A 17,650-nucleotide genomic window follows, 5' to 3' on the forward strand; every position below is an offset into this window, starting at 1 on the left:
AATGTGCTAACCTTTTTCACAACACTCCGTGGAGAGCACACGATGTCACTCAAAAAGCTGGCTTGCAGCGCCTGCCTCGCACTGCTCGCGAGCCAGACCGCCGCACAAGCAGACGAGACCCATGCGCGCAAGGCGTTCGAGATCTACAAGACCATTGTCGAGGTGGATACCTCCAAGGCGCAGGGCAATACACCCCGTGTTGCCCGGTATCTCGCCGATGAGCTGATCGCTGCGGGTTTTCCCGAGGAGGACGTGCAGGTGGTGCCGAAAGGCGAATTCGCCACACTCATCGCCACCTATCGCGGCGATGGCAGCGCCGGCCGCAAGCCCATTCTGTTCCTCGGCCACCTGGATGTCGTGGAGGCACTGGCGGCGGACTGGGAGCGTCCACCCTTCACCCTGACCCAGGATGCGGTGAACTATTACGCCCGTGGCAGCATCGACAACAAGTTTGGTGTCGCACAGCTCACCGCGACGTTCATCCGTCTGCGGCGCGAAGGTTTCGTGCCAGACCGCGACCTCATCCTCGCGTTCTCCGGTGACGAAGAGAGCGGCATGACGACCACGCGCATGATGGCGTACGAGATGCCGGAACTCGCCGAGGCCGAGTTCGCCCTCAATTCCGATGCCGGCGGCGGCGACCTCGACAGCAACGGCAATGCGGTGAGCTACAAGATCCAGGCAGCGGAAAAAACCTATGCCACCTGGGAAATCACCGTGCGCAACCCCGGTGGCCACAGCAGCCGGCCACGGGACGACAACGCCATCTACGAGTTGGCCGATGTCATCAAGGCGATAGAGGCGCACCGGTTCCCGGTGATGTGGAGCGAGATGACGCTCTCCTATTTCCAGAATATCGGCGAACAGCTGGGCGGAGAACTCGGTGAAACCATGGTGCGTTTTGCCTACAACCCGGATGATGAGCACGCTGCCGAGCGGCTGCGCACCGAGCCGTCCTACGTCGGCTCCACGCGCACCACCTGCGTGGTCACCATGCTGCGCGCCGGACACGCCGAGAACGCCCTGCCCCAGTCCGCCACCGCGACGGTCAACTGCCGGATCTTCCCCGGCGTCAAGGCCGCCGATATCCAGGCCGAGCTGGAGGCGGTGGTGGCCAACAGCGGCGCTGAATTCGAACTGCTCACCGAGGTCACCGAAAGCCCGATTTCCGAGCTGCGCGCGGACGTGCTGTCAGCGGTGAGCAAGGCGGTGCACAGTCGCCACCCCGACCTGCGCCTGATCACCTACATGTCATCCGGCGGCACCGATGCCATGCATTTCCGCAACGCCGGCATTCCCACCTGGGGCGTGGGCAGCATTTTCATGAACCCGGACGAGATGTACGCTCACGGCCTGAATGAGCGGGTGCCGATCAAAGCGTTTGACGAGGCACTCGACCACTGGAGTATCATCATCCGCGAGCTGACCGGAGCCGGGTGAACCCGCTGGTCAGCGCTCCGCCGCAACACTGGCCCGCCGGGCAGTAGAAAAGAGGGGACCCACACGATGCTTCAGCCTCGCGCACCACACACAACCGTGAGCCGCACCCTGGCGAGTGCACTCGCCGCTTTCACACTGCCGCTGATGATTGCGGCGGCGCAGGCCGACCCACTCATCCAGAGCATCGAGACGGATCTGGCGGCGCTCGGCTATCAACCGGGGCCGGTAGATGGCGTGGAGACGGTGGAAACGCAGATTGCCATTTCCCAGTTCCAGGCAGACAACCAGCTGGAGGTGACCGGCACCGCCAGCCCGCAGCTGGCCGGCATCCTCAAGTCCAGAGTGAACAACGGTGGCTCGCCGGCACAGGCCGCGGCCCCCGTGGAGACCGAGCAGGAATGCCTGCAACGCAAGATCGCCGAAGCCGAGCAGGCGAGAAAGCAGAAGCAGGGCCTGATGAGCCTGTTCAACACGGTCTCGCGCACCGCGTCACGCTATGGTGGCAGCAGCGACATCGCCAGTGACATCTCCGAAGCCAGCCGGGACATCGCCGACGCCAATGCGACCAAAGAGGACTTCGAGCGGGCGGCGCGGGACCTGGGGCTCTCGCAAGACGAGATCGACAGCTGCAAGCGCTGAGGGGCTTGAGCACAACCGGGCCAGGACGGCCCAGCTCCAACCTCCCGCCTGTTCAAGTCCCCTGCGGCACTCTAGAATCGGCGCACACCGACTGACTCAGGCAAGGCCCCATGTCCAGCGCTTCCCTTTCTTCCTCCGGCTCCGGGCTGCTGCGGCGGATAGAATCCAGCCGTATCTTCCAGGGCGCCGTTATCGCCATAATTCTCCTGTCTGCATTAACCATCGGCGCAAAAACCTACGATCTGCCGCCACTGGCGGAGCGCACCCTGGGTATCATGGACACCGCCATTACCCTGTTTTTCCTGGTGGAAATCCTCTTTCGCTTCGCCGCCTGCCCCGACAAGCGCCGCTTTTTCCGCGATGGCTGGAACATTTTCGATACTCTGGTGGTGATCGGCAGCCTGATTCCGCTGGATAACTCCCAGGCCGTGTTGCTGGGGCGGTTGCTGCGGGTGTTCCGGGTCCTGCGTCTGGTGTCGGTGGTGCCGGAACTGCGCTTCCTGATCAATTCGCTGCTCAAGGCGATACCGCGCATGGGCTACATCGCCCTGCTCATGTTCATCATTTTCTACATCTACGCTGCGGTCGGCTCCATGTTGTTCGCGGATGTGGACGAAACGCTGTGGGGGGATGTGGCGATTGCCATGCTCACGCTGTTTCGCGTGGCCACCTTTGAGGACTGGACGGACGTGATGTACGCCACGATGGAAGCGCATCCGCTGAGCTGGGTCTACTATCTCACTTTCATTTTTCTGACTGCGTTTATTTTCCTCAACATGATGGTCGGCGCCGTGCTGGGTGTGATGACCGCTGAACAGAACGCCCGCGAGGCGCAGCAGGCGCATGATGAGCGCGACCTCATCGCCCAACAGCTGGATGATGTGCAGAGGCAGCTGCGCCTGCTGACCGCCGCCCTGCAGCAGGGGCAGGCCGGGGCGCGCCAGGCCGGGCCGAGCGACGCGGAAAACCACGACCCCTAGCGCGAGGCACAAGCCCGCGCAGGATGGTCGCCTGACCGATCCCGGTACAAGTTCACATCGCGGTGGCCACATGCGGCTGCTTGCCGGATAATCCGCCCCCTTCCACCACGGCCGTCTCACACCGGGAAACACATCACCCGGGTGTCGTCGCGTTCGGCCGTCACTCACCGCAGGCAAGAAGACAGACAGCATGCTTGATACTCTGAAACAGGACTGGCTGGGTAACGTGCGCGGCGACCTGCTCGCCGGGCTGGTCGTGGCTCTGGCACTGATACCCGAAGCCATCGCCTTTTCCATCATCGCCGGTGTCGACCCGAAGGTGGGGCTCTACGCCTCCTTCTGTATCGCCGTGGTCATCGCCTTCACCGGTGGCCGACCGGGGATGATCTCCGCCGCCACCGGGGCCATGGCGTTGTTGATGATTACCCTGGTCAAGGAGCATGGCCTGGAATACCTGCTGGCGGCTACCGTGCTGACCGGGGTGCTGCAGATTCTCGCGGGCTACCTGAAACTGGGCTCACTGATGCGCTTTGTCTCACGCTCGGTGGTCACCGGCTTTGTGAACGCCCTGGCAATCCTGATCTTCATGGCCCAGCTGCCGGAGCTGACCGGGGTGACCTGGCATGTCTACGCCATGACGGCCAGCGGGCTGGGCATTATTTACCTGTTCCCCTGGCTGCCCGTCGTCGGCAAGCTGGTGCCTTCGCCGCTGGTGTGCATTCTCACCCTGACGGCCGTCGCGCTCCTGCTGGGCCTGGATATCCGCACCGTAGGGGATATGGGTGAACTGCCGGATACGCTGCCGGTTTTCCTGTGGCCAGATGTGCCCCTGACACTGGATACCCTTGGCATCATTTTTCCCTACGCCGCGGCGCTGGCGGTGGTGGGCCTGCTGGAGTCGATGATGACAGCAACCATCATCGACGACCTCACCGACACCGAGAGCGACAAGAACCGCGAGTGCAAGGGCCAGGGTATCGCCAATATCGGTGCCGGCCTGATGGGGGGCATGGCGGGCTGTGCCATGATCGGCCAGTCGGTAATCAACGTGAAGTCCGGGGGGCGGGGCCGCCTGTCCTGCTTCGCAGCCGGCATGTTACTGCTGATCATGGTGGTGTTCCTGGACGACTGGATCAGCCGGATTCCCATGGCCGCACTGGTCGCGGTGATGATCATGGTGTCCATCGGCACCTTCTCCTGGGATTCTCTGCGCAACCTGAAATCCCACCCACTGTCCTCCAGCATCGTTATGGTCTCAACGGTTATCGTGGTAGTGAGCACTCACAACTTGGCCTTGGGCGTGCTCGTTGGTGTACTGCTGGCGGCGCTGTTTTTCGCCAACAAGATCAGCCGCTTCATGCTGGTCCAGTCTGCCGATGCAGGCGATGGCCACCGGGTGTATACCGTGATCGGGCAGGTATTCTTTGCCACGGCGGATGGCTTCACCGCGGCCTTCGACTTCAAGGAGGCGCTGGAGCGTGTCACTATCGACGTCAGCGGCGCACACTTCTGGGACATCACCTCGGTGTCGGCCCTCGACAAGGTCGTGATCAAGTTCCGCCGCGAGGGGGCGGCCGTGGAGGTGATCGGCATGAACGCCGCCAGCGCCACCATCGTCGACCGCTTCGGCGTACACGACAAACCCGATGCCAGCGACCCGCTGCTGGCGGGGCACTGACCGGGAGATTGCCCTATGCACACCATCATTGCCTGCATTGACGGCTCAGCCAGCACCGAAGCCATCAGCCTCGCCGGGGCCTGGGCCAGCCAGCGCCTGGCGCAACCACTGACCCTGTTGCACGCCCTGGAGAAACCTGCCACGCCGCCCGCAGCAGATCTCTCAGGCGCCATCGGCCTGGGCAGTCGCGAGCACCTGCTGGAGGAGCTCACCGCACTGGACGAGCGTCGGGAGCGGCTGGCGCTGGAGCATGGCAAGCACCTGCTGCAGGCAGCCGAGGCCGTCGCCCGCGGGGCGGGCGCCGCCGAGGTGACGCAGCGCCAGCGTCACGGTGATCTGGTGAGTACGCTGGCGGACCTTGAAGATGACACGCGACTGGTCATCCTCGGTCGTCAGGGCGAGGATCATGCCGCCGAGGCCAACGCCATTGGCTCACACCTCGAAAGCGTTGTGCGCCGGATCCAGCGACCCATTCTGGTGACGCTGCAGGCATTCCGTCCGCCGCGCTCCTTCATGATTGCCTTCGACGGCAGCGCGACCGCGCAGAAAGCCCTGGACCGGGTGGCCGGCAGCCCCCTGCTGGCGGGCTTGCCCTGCCACCTGGTCTCAGTGGGGCCGCTGACCGAGGACCAGCGGCGACAGGTTGCCGAAGCGACCGGGGCACTGCAGGCCGCCGGCTTTGCGGTCACCGTCGCGACGCTTGAGGGGGACGTGCAGTCCACATTGAACCGCTACCACCGGGAGCAACAGGTGGACCTGATGGTCATGGGGGCCTGGGGCCACTCGCGCATTCGCCAGTTCTTTGTCGGCAGCAACACCACACGCATGCTGAGCCAGGCCGAAATGACGCTGCTGCTGTTGCGCTGACCACGCCTATGGGCGGCGTGGCTACAGGGCCCGATAGAGCATGCGGCTGGCGACCAGCACCAGAAACACGCCAAAGGCAAAATTGAGCTGGCGCGCCGAGAGGCGGTGGGCCAGACGTGCCCCCAGCGGCGCTGCCAGGACGGTCATCGGCGCGATGCAGGCGAGGCCAGGCAGGCTGACAAACCCCAGGCTTCCGGCCGGCAGGCGGTCGTCACCCCAACCCGTTGCCACATAGGCCAGGGCGCCGGGCAAGCTGATCAGTAAACCAAACAGGGCGGAGGTGCCCACCGCGCGGTGTATGCCGTGACCGAGCAGAGTCAGTACCGGCACGCTGAAGGTCCCGCCGCCGATACCCATCATGCTCGACAGGCCGCCGATACCCAGTGGAAAAAGTCGCGCCAATCCGCCCGGGGACAGTTCGCGCCCGGGCGCGGGATTGCGGCCACCGAACAGCAGCATGCGCAGGCCCAGCAGAATCGCCACGCCACCAAACACCAATGCCAGCACATTGCCGTGCAGACGTGAAGCGAGCCAGGCGCCGAACACCGCGCCGCAAAAGATCAACGGCCCCCAGCTGCGGGCAAGCTGGAAGTCCACCGCGCCGCGCCGGTGGTGCGCCCGCGCAGAGGACAGCGACGTCAGCACAATGGTCGCCAGCGATGTGGCAACGGCGATATGCATGCGGATTGCCGGATCGACCGCCAAAGCGCCCAGCGCGGTGTCCAGCACCGGGACAATGACAATGCCACCCCCCACCCCCAGGAGGCCGGCCATGACGCCGGCCAACACGCCGGTGCCCACCATAGTCAGCACCAGCGGTGCCCACTCCATCCACTCAGTCATCGCCCGCGTTCCCGTTGCCCGGCTTGCGCTGCGTCCGCACCCGGAGCCGACAAAACCGCGAGTTTACACCATGCGCCTGCTGCCGGGCGCGTGGCGCCGGTTCAGGCGGGCCGGGCCTCCAACAGGTCGGGGTGCAGTTCATCCAGGCGGCTGACACCCATCAGGGCCATGGCGACCTGCATTTCCCGCCGCAGGGTTTCCAGCAGGTCGGAGAGACCCGCCTCACCGGCGCCGGCCAGTGCCCAGACCCAGGGCCGACCCATCAGCACACCATCGGCCCCGAGGGCCACGGCCTTGACCACATCCTGACCACTGCGGACACCGCCATCCAGGAATACCTGGGCCCGGCCCTGCACGGCACGCAGTACTTCCGGCAGCTTGCTGATGGAGGAGGCAACGCTGTCGAGCTGGCGTCCACCGTGATTGGACACGATGACGCCATCGGCACCAGCGGCCACCGCAGCCTCTGCATCCTCGGGCTCCAGTACGCCCTTGATCACCAGTTTGCCCGGCCACAGGCTGCGCAACCAGACGATATCATCCCAGGTCACCGTGGGATCGAACTGGGACTCAATCCACTGTTTATAGGCGTTGAGGTCCGTGGGATCCGGGACCAGGTGCGACAGGTTGCCAATGGTATGCGGCTTGCCCCGAAGCCCCACATCCACGGCCCAGCGCGGGCGCGTGGCCAGTTGCCAGGCCTTGGCAAGGGCCATGGGCAGGGGTTTGGCACCCACCATGCCACTGCGGGTGTCGCGGTGGCGCATGCCGGGCACCGCCAGATCCACGGTGAAGAGCAATGTGTCGCAACCGCTCTCCCGCGCGCTGGCCAACAGGGATTCCACCGCACTGCGGTCACGCAGCATATACAGCTGAAACCACACAGGCTCCCTGCCGGGCCCGTTCAGCTCGGTGAGGGGACAAATGCCCAGCGTGGAGAGGGTGAAGGGAATGCCTGCCTTCCGCGCCGCACTGGCACCCAGCGCCTCGCCGCGCCGGGCGAACATACCCGCCATACCCACCGGCGCAAGCATCAGTGGCATCGAAGCGCTGCGACCCAGGAGGTCCGCTGTAGTATCCACGTTGTCGACATTACGCATCACCCGCTGCCGCAGCAGGATGTGGTCAAAGTCGCGGCAATTGGCCGCCAGTGTCTGCTCGGTGCCGCTGCCGCCGTCAATGTAGTCAAACAGAAAGCGGGGCAGCCGCTTTTCCGCCAGCCGCCGGTAGTCGGCCGGCGTTGCGGGCGCAATCGTCATCTTCGCCATCACGTTTATCCCCTGTTTATTCAGCATCGGATGGAACAGCCGGGGAGCGTAGCGCGTTTTACCGCAGCAGACTGTCGCCAAGCTGCCAATTGAAACGCGCAATCCCCGCACCTGCCCGGGCCGATCCTGGCCGGGCCGCCCCTTGCCAAAGTCGCCCGGCAGCGAGACCATGACGTCACTTAACAGCCCCACCGCAAGGACCCTCCCCGTGCACAGCATCCGCGTCGATCAACGCCTTCTGCAGCCGTCAAAAATTGTCTGTATTGGCCGTAACTACGCTGCCCACGTCAGTGAACTGGGCAATGAAATACCCGACGACATGGTGGTGTTCATAAAACCCAATTCGGCGCTGGGAGACACGCTGCAGGCCGCACGCGGCGAGCCCGTCCACTATGAGGGGGAGATCGTACTGCTGTGGGAAAACGGCGCCTTCAACGCCGTCGGGTTCGGGCTGGATCTCACCCTGCGCGCGCTGCAAACACAGCTGAAGGCCAAGGGCCTGCCGTGGGAGCGCGCCAAATCCTTTGATGGCGCCGCCCTCTGTAGCGACTTTGTCGCACTGGACACCCCACTGGAAGCACTGGCCCTGGAACTGTATGTGAACGACGAACTGCGTCAGGCTGGCACCGTGGACATGATGCTCTACCCGCCGGCGCAGATCCTGCGCAACCTGTCAGGCTTTCTGACGCTGGAAGACGGCGACCTGGTCATGACAGGAACCCCCGCCGGGGTGGGCGAAGTCCGTCCTGGTGATCGCTTTCTGGGCCGGGTTCTATCTGCAGGCGAGGTACTGGTGGAGGGGCACTGGACCGCGCACTAGGCGCACACCGGCGGCGGCATTCTGCACGATTGTAAATGTCACGCATCTTGAGTAGCGTTAGGGGAACTCCACGGAGTGGCGACCCATGCAAAACATCCTGAAACTGGACGTCGCGGGCCAACCACGCGGTTGGCTCAGCGCACAGGAGGCGGTGTCTGCGTACGCACGCGGTGACGTTGTCTACGGCATCGGCGAACCCCTGCCGCCCATGTTCGGCGGTATCCAGCGGCTCACCGGTCTGCGCTCCGCCATCCGCCTGCAACCCATCATCGCGCTCCAGGGTCGGGTACGGCCCGGTTTCAGCCTGCCCCTGTGCAACCGCACACTGTTTCGTCGCGACGAGCACCGCTGCCTGTACTGCGGCCAGCAGTTTCCCCGGGGCGAGCTGACCCGGGATCATGTGCTGCCCACATCACGCGGCGGGGACGACCGCTGGGAGAACGTGGTCGCGGCCTGTCGCCGCTGTAACTGGGCCAAGGACAATCGCACCCCGGAGGAAGCCGGGATGCCGCTGCTCGCCGTCCCCTTCAGGCCCAATACCTGGGAGTGGCACTTCCTCAGCCGCGAACGGGTGCTGGCAGACCAGATGGATTACCTGTCACAGCAGTTTCGCGCCCCACGGGATTGGGCGCACTGAGCAGCACCTAACCGCGGAAGTAGCGCTGGGGTACGAAGGGCATGGCGGCGACGGTCACCGGCAGCGCCTTGCCGCGAACATCCACGGCAAGTCGCGTGCCGGGCTCTCCCAGTGCACGCTGTACATAGGCCATGGCGATCGGCCCGCCCACCGTGGCACCAAAACCCGCGGAGCAGACCTCGCCCACCGGCTCACCCTGCTCATCCAGCACTGCCTGTCCTTCGCGCACGGGGCGCTTGCCCTCCACGCGCAACCCTACCCGGCGCAGCGGCGGCTTGTTCTGCATGCGCTGGAAAATCTGCTGCGCGCCCGGGAATCCACCCTCGCGGGCGCCACCCGGACGCCGCGCCTTGCCGATCGACCAGAGCAGGCCGGCCTGCACGGGATCGATGTCCGGGCTCAGCTCGTGGCCATAGAGGCAGAGACCGGCCTCCAGCCGCAGGGAGTCCCGCGCGCCCAGACCCACCGGTGCCACCTCCGGCTCCGCGAGCAAGCGACGGGCCAGCGCCTCGGCGCTGGCGGCAGGCACGGAAATTTCAAAGCCGTCCTCGCCGGTGTACCCGGAGCAGGTGATGTAGGCCTCAACGCCGTCCAGGGTGACCGCCTGCCCGTGCATGAAGGTCAATGTATCCACCTCGGGACACAGGCGATGCATGACCTCGCGCGCCGCGGGGCCCTGCAGGGCGAGCAGGGCCTGTTGCTCAAGTACCTCCAGGGTCTGTCCGTCGAGGTGTGCCCGCAGGTAGGCAATGTCCTCGGCCTTGCAGGCGGCGTTGACCACCAGGAAAAAGATATCCGCCGACCAGCGCGTGATGATCAGGTCGTCCAGCACGCCGCCGGTTGCGTTGGTGAACAGGGCGTAGGTCTGGCAGTGCTCACCAAGGCCGATCACGTCGGCAGGCACCAGTCGTTCCAGCAGCTCGGCACTGCCGGCACCGCGCAACACCAGCTGGCCCATGTGCGAGACGTCAAACAGGCCGGCTGCCTGCCGCGTGTGCTGGTGTTCACGAATAATCCCATCGGGGTACTGTACCGGCATGTCGTAGCCGGCAAAGGGCACCATGCGGGCACCCAGTTCCCGGTGCAGGGCGTCAAGCGGAGTATGCAGCAGTGTCATGGGCAGGCCTTGAGTCAGTCGTCCGGTGAGTCAGCCCGCACTCTAACCAGTGGCCCGCAGGTGCGCAACAGAGTACGGCCGGACCGCGCACACGGCCTGCCTGCCGTGGCATGCCCAGGCGGGACCGACCAGGCGGGGCCGCCCAGGCGAGGCCGCTTTGCAACCGGCCCTCGCGGACGGATAATACGCCCACAGAGCAGCCAGGATCCGGACCCGTGCAGAACAGCAGCGCAACGCCTCGCACCATCAGCCTGATCGGTATGCCCGGCGCGGGCAAGAGCACGGTTGGCGTGCTGCTCGCCAAACTCGCCGGCCTGGATTTCAGCGACACCGACCTGGGCATCCAGCGCCGCGCCGGCGCCACCCTGCAGGAGATCGTGGATACACAGGGGCACCTGGCTCTCCGCGCACTGGAGGAAGCAGTGTTGCTCAGCACACCACTGGAGAACAGCGTGATTGCCACCGGCGGCAGTGTGGTCTACAGCTCCGCCATCATGCAGCGCCTGCGCGCGGCGGGACCGGTCATCTACCTGCAGGTTGACCTGGAAACACTGAGCCTTCGTGTAGCCGCTGCCCCGCCGCGGGGTATCGCCAGCGACAGCGCGCACAGTTTCGCCGACGTATACCGGGAACGCACGCCGCTCTACGAGCGTTATGCCAGCCACATCATCGCCTGCGCAGACGGTGACCCACAACAAACCGCCCTGCACATTCTGCAGCGCGTTACACCGGGCGGCCTGCCGACTGACCACGGACGTTGACGGACACGTCCGTCAGCACCCTGGACGACCGAGCGCGCACTGCCGCCCCCACAGCGACGCCCTCTGCGCAGTGGCACGGGCTTTGCAAGCTGTCTGCAAGGTGGCCCGTTGATCGTTGGTCAGGGAAGACAGACTACAGGGACGTAGCCTCGCGTACAGGGAATGCCCGGGATGGGCGCGGGCCACCAAACTTAAAAAAATGCGCTCTGCGCCTGCTTCACAGGGCGCAGATTTTTGTTATAAATGCCACAAAATTTGATTTACTCGTCAAAAGTGCTGAGTGATATTGCGCCGAAATCAAGGCTGTAAATCATCCGGAGGTGATTTATGACTGAGCGTACCCAAGAGCAGTCCAGCAACGATGGCCTGGACGACATTTTCGAGCCGGCGCTGCTGGATATGAGCGACGACGATTTCGACGACGCGATCCCGGTTTCCACCGAGAAACAGCGCCTGGCGGAAAAGCGCCGTCGCGCCGAACAGCGTCTGGAACAGCGTCGCCTGCGCGAAGAGCTCGGCTATTACGACCTGGAACTGGGCGACTTCTAGCCCCCTGCTGCGGGCGCCGCTGCGCGCCCCTCTTTCCGGCGCTGCCTGAAATTCTGGGCAAGACCAGCGCAATTCGCTACATTGCAGCGTCATTCTTGTTGGAGCACGCCACGTGCAGCGCCCGGTCTGGCTTCTGAGCATGGACTCAGAGCAATTCAATGCACCGCCCACCACAACCGCCGCCCTGTCGTCCTACTACCGGCACTACGGCACCCACAGCGCCGACACCCGTATCGAACTGGTTCACTTCCAGCAGGCTGACGACATCGAGCCCTGGTTTGAGGCGTGGTCTGTTAGCGGCCCGGCACTGGTACATGAGGCCGTGGCGGCGGGACTGCGCCCCGTGCTGGGCTTCAGCGTCTACACCTGGAATGCAGCCGAGTTTCTCGACCTGGCCCACCGGCTGCGGCAACTGGCGCCGGGGCTGACGCTGATTGCCGGCGGCCCGCACGTACAGCAGGCGGAGGATTACGTCGGCGAGGAAGCGCTGGACGTGGTATTTCTCGGAGAGGCGGAGGTCACCTTCCAGCAATTCCTCGACAGCGACAGTCGGGCGCACTGGCGGCACATCGATGGTCTGGCGTTTCTGCAGGACGGCGAGCTGCTGCGCACCCGTGCCCGGGAACGCTGCCGCGAGCTGGATGCGTTTCCCTCCCCGCTGGATGTGCTGGAGCTGACCCACGCGGACGGCAGCCCGCGCTACGCGGCCATCGCCTATGAGACCAGCCGCGGCTGCCCCTTCAAGTGCGCCTTCTGCGAGTGGGGCACCGGTGCCATCGGCAGCAAGATGTATCAGTGGTCGTTACCGCGCATACGCGATGACTGGGAGAAAATCGTTGCCGCCGGCATTGCCAACATCTGGCTGGCCGACTCCAACTTCGGCGCCCTGAAGCAGGACCTGGCAAAGGCGCAGATGATTGTCGAGCTCAAGGAACGCACCGGGTTGCCGCGCAGCTTCGCCACCTCCTGGTCGAAGAAACACAGCCGCCAGGTGCAGGAAATCGCCCTGCTGCTCAACCGCAACCAGCTGCTGCCACACTACCAGCTCGCCCTGCAGACCCTCACGCCCGAGGCGTTGCGCCTGAGCAACCGGCAGAACATGAGCGCCAACGAATACGAGCCCATTGCGCGGCAGATGTCCGAACAGGGCGTACCCATCGCCGCAGAGCTGATCTGGGGCTTGCCGGGCGATAACCTCGCGGACTTCGAACGCAATCTCGACACCCTGCTGGCCACCTTTCCCAACATCAACATCTTCGGCTACACCCTGCTGCCGGGCACGGAATTCTATGCGCGCCGCGAGGAGTACCGCATCGAAGCCATTCCCGTCGCCGGCTACGGCAAGGCCAAGGGTGAATACGTGGTGGGCTGCCACACCTTTTCGCGCGACGAGGGGGAAGAGGGTTACTTCCTGATCAGTGCCCACATCCTGCTGGTACATGGCTACATCATGCCGCTGACTACACGCCTGCTGGCACTGCAGGGCGAGGTACCGGTGTCGCCGCTGCTGCGCGAGTGCCTGCGGGCCATCATCGACACCTTTCAGGCCGCATTGGGTGTGCTGGACCACAGCGACCGCATGGTCATCTACGAACAGCGCAACGCCATCTACCTGGCCGCCCTCGCGGCACCCGAGCGCCTCTACACGGCGCTTGCGACAGTGATTGCTGCACACTGCAAAGCGCACGGGCAGGACCCGCAGGGTGCACTGCAGGTACTGGCACTGGATCGCGCCCTGTGCCCGCGAGTCGGCCGGGAACAGGACACACTGGCGCACTTCGACTTTGCCGCGGACGCGGTGCAGCAGGCCCTCTCGGCGATGACCCTGCCGCCAGAGCACCGCCCTCCGGCACCCTGCACACTGCGCATAAGGCACCCCGGCGGCGTGGGCGATATCCTGCGTGACGCGGACGGCGGCAGCTGGCTGCGGGGCGTGGTGCTGGGCCGGGAATCAGGTACACTGGCGGTCGAACTCGCATAGGCGCACATTCACAGGAGGGTTGCTGGGTCATGCCAGAATTGAAACGCGAAGTCCGGCCGATAGAAGTCAATTACGTGTGTGATGCCTGCGGCAAGGGCATGATGGCTGCCTGTGGTGACATGGACCCGAAAACCGGCGAGATTGACCACCGCTGCATGATCTGCAACCACCAGCAGGTTTTTACCTGGCGGCCCTATCCGCGCATTGAGCACATCGGCCTGGAAGAAAAGCTCTGACAGGCCACCCGCTGACCGGCGTCACACCTGCAGCAACAGGTGCTCGCGCTCCCAGGAACTAATGACCCGGTTGAACTCCTCGAACTCGTCCAGCTTCACCGCCGCATAAGCACGCAGGAACAGATCGCCAAACATGTCCTGCAGCTCCGGTGTGTTATGCAGGTTGCGCAGCCCCTCCTCCAGGGTGCGCGCGACCGCCACGTCGTCCTCATTGGCTGTACCCTGGTGCGGCTCAGTGGGGCTAAGGCCCTGTTTCATGCCGAGGTAGCCACTGGCCAGCGTGGCCGCAATCGCCAGGTAGGGGTTGGCGTCGGCGCCGGGAAAGCGGTTTTCCACACGGGTTGACTCCGGCGGGCCCCAGGGCACGCGGAAGGCGGTGGTGCGGTTGTCCATGCCCCAGTTGAGGTTGATCGGGGCGGCAATCTCCGGCGCCAGGCGGCGGTAGGAGTTCACGTTCGGCGCATAGAGACTGATCAGCTCCGGCGTGTAGCGTTGCAAGCCTGCAATGTAGGACAGGAAGGCGGGGGTGTGCTGGCCGTTCGCGTCCACAAAGATATTTTCGCCCGACCCCGCGCGCACCACGCTCTGGTGGATGTGCATCGCACTGCCCGGTTCGCGCTGCATGGGCTTGGCCATGAAGGTCGCGTACATGCCGTGCTTGTGCGCGGTCTCGCGCACGGTGCGCTTGAAGACAAACACCTGGTCGGCCAGCGCCATGGCATCGCCATGCAGGAAGTTGATCTCCATCTGCGCCGCGCCGTTCTCGTGAATCAGCGTATCCACCTGCAGTTTCTGCTCGTCGGCGTAGTCGTACATGTCCTCGACGAAGTCTTCGAATTCGGTCACCGCGTCAATGCTGTAGGACAGGCGGGCGGACTCACGGCGCCCAGAGCGGCCCTTCGGTGGCAGCAGTTCGTAGTCCGGGTCCGTGTTCTTCGCCACCAGGTAGAACTCCACCTCGGGCGCCACAACGGGCTGCAGGCCCTCGGCGGCATACAGGTCCAGGATATGGCGCAACACATTGCGCGTGGACAGCGGGTGGCGCTCGCCAGAGCGCTTGTAGCAGTCGTGAATGATCTGCGCCGTGGGCTCCCTGGCCCAGGGCACAACCCGCAGCGTCGCCGGGTCCGGCTTGAGGATCATGTCCGCATCGGTCGGCTCGACAAAATCCCAGTGGTCATCGGAGTACTCCCCGGTGACGGTCTGGATCATGATACTTTCCGGCAGCTTGGGGTTGCCCATGCTCAGGAACTGGTGCGCGGGAATGAACTTGCCGCGCGCGTTACCCGTCATGTCGGGCACCAGACACTCCACTTCCGATATCTTGTGCTGCTTGAGCCACTCGTGAATGGCCCGGGTGTCGGTGTTCATACAAAGTCCAAGAAGGCTATTCCATTGAGTTTGCAGCAGTGCCCGCAGCGCCGCAAGGGTCAGACCGCCGGCAAAGTGCGGCTTTTGGCCCAGGATTCCGTATAATCGCGCCATGCAACCTGAAGCCCACGTTGACTCATGGTACGCCGCCACGGCCAACCAGAGCCTGTCCTTCCCTCCGCTGCGCGGCGCTGCCACGGCGGACGTGTGCATCGTGGGCGGGGGATACACCGGGCTGTCCGCGGCCATCCACCTGCGCCAGCGTGGCTACAGCGTGATCCTGCTGGAAGCCAATCGCGTCGGCTGGGGTGCGTCGGGGCGCAACGGCGGGCACGTGGGCACCGGGCAGCGCGCCGGCCAGGAGCAGTTGGAGAAATGGGTGGGGCTGCAACAGGCACAGGCCCTGTGGCAGCTGGGCCTGGAGGCGGTGGAGACCGTCTGCGACCTCATTGCCGAGCACGACATCGACTGTGACCTGCGCAGCGGCAACCTGCACGTGGCATCCAAACGCGGCGATGCCGGCGAACTCGCCGCCGATGTCGACCACCTCAACCGGGTGTACGGCTACGACGACATCCGCTACGTAGAGGCCGATGAACTGGCCCAGATGACCTCCGGCCAGGGTTTTCACGGTGCCACGCTCGACAGCGGCGCGCGGCACCTGCACCCTCTCAACTATGCCCTGGGCCTCGCGCGCGCTGCCCGTGACCTGGGCGCTGTGCTGCATGAGGGCAGCCGCGTGACCCGTTACCGGGAAAACGGCAGGGTGGCGGTGTCCACCGCCGAGGGCCGCGTGGACTGCAACTACCTGGTTCTGGCCTGCAACGGCTACCTGGAGCGTCTGGAGCCCCGCACCGCGGGGCGCATCATGCCCATCAACAACTATATGCTGGCTACCGAACCCCTGCCCGAGACGCTGGCGCAACAGCTGATCCGGGACGACTGCTCCATGTCGGACACCCTGTTTGTGGTCAACTACTGGAAACTGTCCGCCGACCGCCGCCTGCTGTTCGGCGGCGGCGAGTCCTACAGCCGTCGCTTCCCGGCAGACATCAAAGCTTTCGTACGCAAGTACATGCTGCGCATTTACCCGGAACTGGCGCACACCCGTATCGACTATGGCTGGGGCGGCACACTCGCTATCACGCTCAACCGCATGCCGGATTTCGGTCGGCTGTCGCAGGGCGTGTTTTACGCCCACGGCTACTCCGGGCACGGCGTACCCACCGCGACGCTGGCCGGCAAGCTGCTGGCGGAGGCCATCAGCGGCAGCGCCGAGCGCTTTGACGTCATGGCCAGCGTACCCTCGCCGCGTTTCCCCGGCGGCACACTGCTGCGCTGGCCCGGGCTGGTGGCCGGGATGCTGTTCTACAGCCTGCGCGACAGGCTGGGTTAGAGGATGCCATGGCCGCGCTGATACCACTCACGACAGCCCAGCCCGCAGCTGACTGGCGCGCAGCTTTGCGCGACCTGGTGACATCGCCGGAAGCGCTCTGCGCACTGCTGGAACTCTCGCCGGACGCACTCGGCTGGAGCGCTGCGGCCATGCAGCAGTTCCCGCTGCGCGTGCCGCGTGGTTTCGTGGCGCGCATGCGGGTTGGAGACCCGCGCGACCCGCTGCTGCTGCAGGTACTCGCCGGGGCCCAGGAAATGCAGCAGGTGGCGGGTTTCACAGCGGACCCCAACGGCGAGACCGGCCGCGCCAACCCCCACCCGGGCATCATTCACAAATACCGCGGCCGCGTCTTGCTGATTGTCACCGGCAGCTGCGCCATCCACTGCCGTTACTGCTTTCGCCGGCATTTCCCCTACGCCGACAACCAGAATGGCCGCAATGACTGGCCCGCGGCACTGGCCTACATCGCTGCAGACGACAGCATCAGCGAAGTCATCCTGAGCGGTGGCGACCCGCTGATGGCCAGCGACCAGCAACTCACCGAACTGGTGCAGCAGGTCGCGGGCATCCCTCACGTGCAGCGCCTGCGGGTACACACACGCCTGCCGGTGGTCATCCCCGAGCGCGTAACGGACGGCTTGTTGCGGGCGCTCACCCCACCGCGACTGCAAAGTACCCTGGTGGTCCACACCAACCACGCCCATGAAATCGATACCGGGGTCGCAGCGGCCTTCCGCAAGGTACGCGGGGCCGACATCACACTGCTCAATCAGACGGTACTGCTGGCCGGCATCAACGATTCAGTCGATGCCCAGGTCGCACTGAGCGAACGCCTGTTCACGGCCGGTGCACTGCCTTACTACCTGCACCTGCTAGACCGGGTGAGCGGCGCGGCGCATTTCGACGTGCCTGCGGAACAGGCCCGCAACCTGCACCGCGAGATGGCCGCGCGGCTGCCCGGCTACCTGCTGCCGAGGCTGGTACGGGAAATTGCCGGAGCACCCTCAAAAGTTGCGGTCGACGGCTGAGGGGACTTACAGCGCCCCGCCCCTGCGGTAAGCTGCAGC

17 protein-coding genes are annotated in these 17,650 nt (G+C 64.8%); 13 read left to right on the plus strand and 4 right to left on the minus strand.

Annotated features, from left to right (window positions below; translation table 11 throughout):
* The first annotated feature begins 42 nt into the window (after positions 1 to 42).
* From R3E49_RS00190 to R3E49_RS00210, 5 genes are all read left to right on the plus strand, one after another.
* Complete coding sequence (locus tag R3E49_RS00190; protein ID WP_371293210.1) at positions 43 to 1,440, plus strand: M20/M25/M40 family metallo-hydrolase; 1,398 nt, start codon at positions 43 to 45, stop codon at positions 1,438 to 1,440.
* A gap of 66 nt (positions 1,441 to 1,506) precedes the next feature.
* On the plus strand, positions 1,507 to 2,079 hold the full coding sequence (locus R3E49_RS00195; protein WP_371293211.1) for a peptidoglycan-binding protein: 573 nt from the start codon (positions 1,507 to 1,509) through the stop codon (positions 2,077 to 2,079).
* Between the two features lie 110 nt (positions 2,080 to 2,189).
* Positions 2,190 to 3,059, plus strand: a complete 870-nt coding sequence (locus R3E49_RS00200; protein ID WP_371293212.1) for an ion transporter — start codon at positions 2,190 to 2,192, stop codon at positions 3,057 to 3,059.
* A gap of 190 nt (positions 3,060 to 3,249) precedes the next feature.
* Positions 3,250 to 4,737: a SulP family inorganic anion transporter gene (locus tag R3E49_RS00205; protein WP_371293213.1), complete on the plus strand. Its 1,488-nt coding sequence runs from the start codon at positions 3,250 to 3,252 to the stop codon at positions 4,735 to 4,737.
* A 15-nt stretch (positions 4,738 to 4,752) separates the two neighbouring features.
* Positions 4,753 to 5,604, plus strand: coding sequence for a universal stress protein (locus tag R3E49_RS00210; protein ID WP_371293214.1), 852 nt, complete (start codon positions 4,753 to 4,755; stop codon positions 5,602 to 5,604).
* A 21-nt stretch (positions 5,605 to 5,625) separates the two neighbouring features.
* On the opposite strand, the gene R3E49_RS00215 is transcribed toward R3E49_RS00210, so the two are convergent.
* Entirely contained in the window at positions 5,626 to 6,447 is an 822-nt protein-coding gene (locus R3E49_RS00215; protein WP_371293215.1) for a sulfite exporter TauE/SafE family protein, read from the minus strand.
* A 101-nt stretch (positions 6,448 to 6,548) separates the two neighbouring features.
* Positions 6,549 to 7,715: an L-lactate dehydrogenase gene (locus tag R3E49_RS00220; protein ID WP_371293216.1), complete on the minus strand. Its 1,167-nt coding sequence runs from the start codon at positions 7,713 to 7,715 to the stop codon at positions 6,549 to 6,551.
* A gap of 208 nt (positions 7,716 to 7,923) precedes the next feature.
* Here R3E49_RS00220 and R3E49_RS00225 point away from each other — a divergent pair, with 208 nt between their 5' ends.
* Both R3E49_RS00225 and R3E49_RS00230 read left to right on the plus strand, forming a co-directional pair.
* Positions 7,924 to 8,535 carry a fumarylacetoacetate hydrolase family protein gene (locus R3E49_RS00225; RefSeq protein WP_371293217.1) on the plus strand — a complete coding sequence of 204 codons (612 nt, stop codon included), beginning with the start codon at positions 7,924 to 7,926 and terminating at the stop codon, positions 8,533 to 8,535.
* A gap of 85 nt (positions 8,536 to 8,620) precedes the next feature.
* Positions 8,621 to 9,172: an HNH endonuclease gene (locus tag R3E49_RS00230; RefSeq protein WP_371293218.1), complete on the plus strand. Its 552-nt coding sequence runs from the start codon at positions 8,621 to 8,623 to the stop codon at positions 9,170 to 9,172.
* A 7-nt stretch (positions 9,173 to 9,179) separates the two neighbouring features.
* Here the strand turns inward: R3E49_RS00230 and gcvT are convergent, their stop codons facing one another.
* Positions 9,180 to 10,289 carry a glycine cleavage system aminomethyltransferase GcvT gene (gene gcvT / locus R3E49_RS00235; RefSeq protein WP_371293219.1) on the minus strand — a complete coding sequence of 370 codons (1,110 nt, stop codon included), beginning with the start codon at positions 10,287 to 10,289 and terminating at the stop codon, positions 9,180 to 9,182.
* Between the two features lie 215 nt (positions 10,290 to 10,504).
* Between gcvT and R3E49_RS00240 the strand changes: the two genes are divergently transcribed.
* From R3E49_RS00240 to R3E49_RS00255, 4 genes are all read left to right on the plus strand, one after another.
* On the plus strand, positions 10,505 to 11,050 hold the full coding sequence (locus tag R3E49_RS00240) for a shikimate kinase (RefSeq protein WP_371293220.1): 546 nt from the start codon (positions 10,505 to 10,507) through the stop codon (positions 11,048 to 11,050).
* 327 nt (positions 11,051 to 11,377) lie between these two features.
* Positions 11,378 to 11,599 carry a PA3496 family putative envelope integrity protein gene (locus tag R3E49_RS00245; protein WP_371293221.1) on the plus strand — a complete coding sequence of 74 codons (222 nt, stop codon included), beginning with the start codon at positions 11,378 to 11,380 and terminating at the stop codon, positions 11,597 to 11,599.
* A gap of 139 nt (positions 11,600 to 11,738) precedes the next feature.
* Positions 11,739 to 13,580: a radical SAM protein gene (locus tag R3E49_RS00250; protein ID WP_371293222.1), complete on the plus strand. Its 1,842-nt coding sequence runs from the start codon at positions 11,739 to 11,741 to the stop codon at positions 13,578 to 13,580.
* Positions 13,581 to 13,609: 29 nt separating this feature from the next.
* Positions 13,610 to 13,816: a type II citrate synthase gene (locus R3E49_RS00255; protein ID WP_290741956.1), complete on the plus strand. Its 207-nt coding sequence runs from the start codon at positions 13,610 to 13,612 to the stop codon at positions 13,814 to 13,816.
* A gap of 21 nt (positions 13,817 to 13,837) precedes the next feature.
* Here R3E49_RS00255 and R3E49_RS00260 read toward each other — a convergent pair whose 3' ends face one another.
* Positions 13,838 to 15,187, minus strand: a complete 1,350-nt coding sequence (locus R3E49_RS00260; protein WP_290741958.1) for a glutamine synthetase family protein — start codon at positions 15,185 to 15,187, stop codon at positions 13,838 to 13,840.
* 112 nt (positions 15,188 to 15,299) lie between these two features.
* Here R3E49_RS00260 and R3E49_RS00265 point away from each other — a divergent pair, with 112 nt between their 5' ends.
* The gene (locus tag R3E49_RS00265) at positions 15,300 to 16,583 is read left to right on the plus strand and encodes an NAD(P)/FAD-dependent oxidoreductase (RefSeq protein ID WP_371293223.1); all 1,284 of its coding nucleotides are present in this window, start codon (positions 15,300 to 15,302) and stop codon (positions 16,581 to 16,583) included.
* Positions 16,584 to 16,591: 8 nt separating this feature from the next.
* Entirely contained in the window at positions 16,592 to 17,611 is a 1,020-nt protein-coding gene (epmB, locus tag R3E49_RS00270) for an EF-P beta-lysylation protein EpmB (RefSeq protein ID WP_371293224.1), read from the plus strand.
* The last annotated feature ends 39 nt before the right edge of the window (positions 17,612 to 17,650 follow it).

This window comes from Haliea sp. (genome assembly GCF_041395985.1).
In the GTDB taxonomy this organism is placed as follows: Bacteria; Pseudomonadota; Gammaproteobacteria; order Pseudomonadales; family Halieaceae; genus Haliea.

Bases quoted from the DNA above. Each gene is read 5' to 3' on its own strand.
- R3E49_RS00265 (WP_371293223.1), top strand. From the start codon at position 15,300: ATGCAACCTGAAGCCCACGTTGACTCATGGTACGCCGCCACGGCCAAC.
- R3E49_RS00220 (WP_371293216.1), bottom strand. From the start codon at position 7,715: ATGGCGAAGATGACGATTGCGCCCGCAACGCCGGCCGACTACCGGCGG.
- R3E49_RS00205 (WP_371293213.1), top strand. From the start codon at position 3,250: ATGCTTGATACTCTGAAACAGGACTGGCTGGGTAACGTGCGCGGCGAC.
- R3E49_RS00215 (WP_371293215.1), bottom strand. From the start codon at position 6,447: ATGACTGAGTGGATGGAGTGGGCACCGCTGGTGCTGACTATGGTGGGC.
- R3E49_RS00260 (WP_290741958.1), bottom strand. From the start codon at position 15,187: ATGAACACCGACACCCGGGCCATTCACGAGTGGCTCAAGCAGCACAAG.
- R3E49_RS00210 (WP_371293214.1), top strand. From the start codon at position 4,753: ATGCACACCATCATTGCCTGCATTGACGGCTCAGCCAGCACCGAAGCC.
- R3E49_RS00250 (WP_371293222.1), top strand. From the start codon at position 11,739: ATGGACTCAGAGCAATTCAATGCACCGCCCACCACAACCGCCGCCCTG.
- R3E49_RS00195 (WP_371293211.1), top strand. From the start codon at position 1,507: ATGCTTCAGCCTCGCGCACCACACACAACCGTGAGCCGCACCCTGGCG.
- R3E49_RS00230 (WP_371293218.1), top strand. From the start codon at position 8,621: ATGCAAAACATCCTGAAACTGGACGTCGCGGGCCAACCACGCGGTTGG.
- R3E49_RS00190 (WP_371293210.1), top strand. From the start codon at position 43: ATGTCACTCAAAAAGCTGGCTTGCAGCGCCTGCCTCGCACTGCTCGCG.
- R3E49_RS00245 (WP_371293221.1), top strand. From the start codon at position 11,378: ATGACTGAGCGTACCCAAGAGCAGTCCAGCAACGATGGCCTGGACGAC.
- gcvT (WP_371293219.1), bottom strand. From the start codon at position 10,289: ATGACACTGCTGCATACTCCGCTTGACGCCCTGCACCGGGAACTGGGT.
- R3E49_RS00200 (WP_371293212.1), top strand. From the start codon at position 2,190: ATGTCCAGCGCTTCCCTTTCTTCCTCCGGCTCCGGGCTGCTGCGGCGG.
- R3E49_RS00255 (WP_290741956.1), top strand. From the start codon at position 13,610: ATGCCAGAATTGAAACGCGAAGTCCGGCCGATAGAAGTCAATTACGTG.
- epmB (WP_371293224.1), top strand. From the start codon at position 16,592: ATGGCCGCGCTGATACCACTCACGACAGCCCAGCCCGCAGCTGACTGG.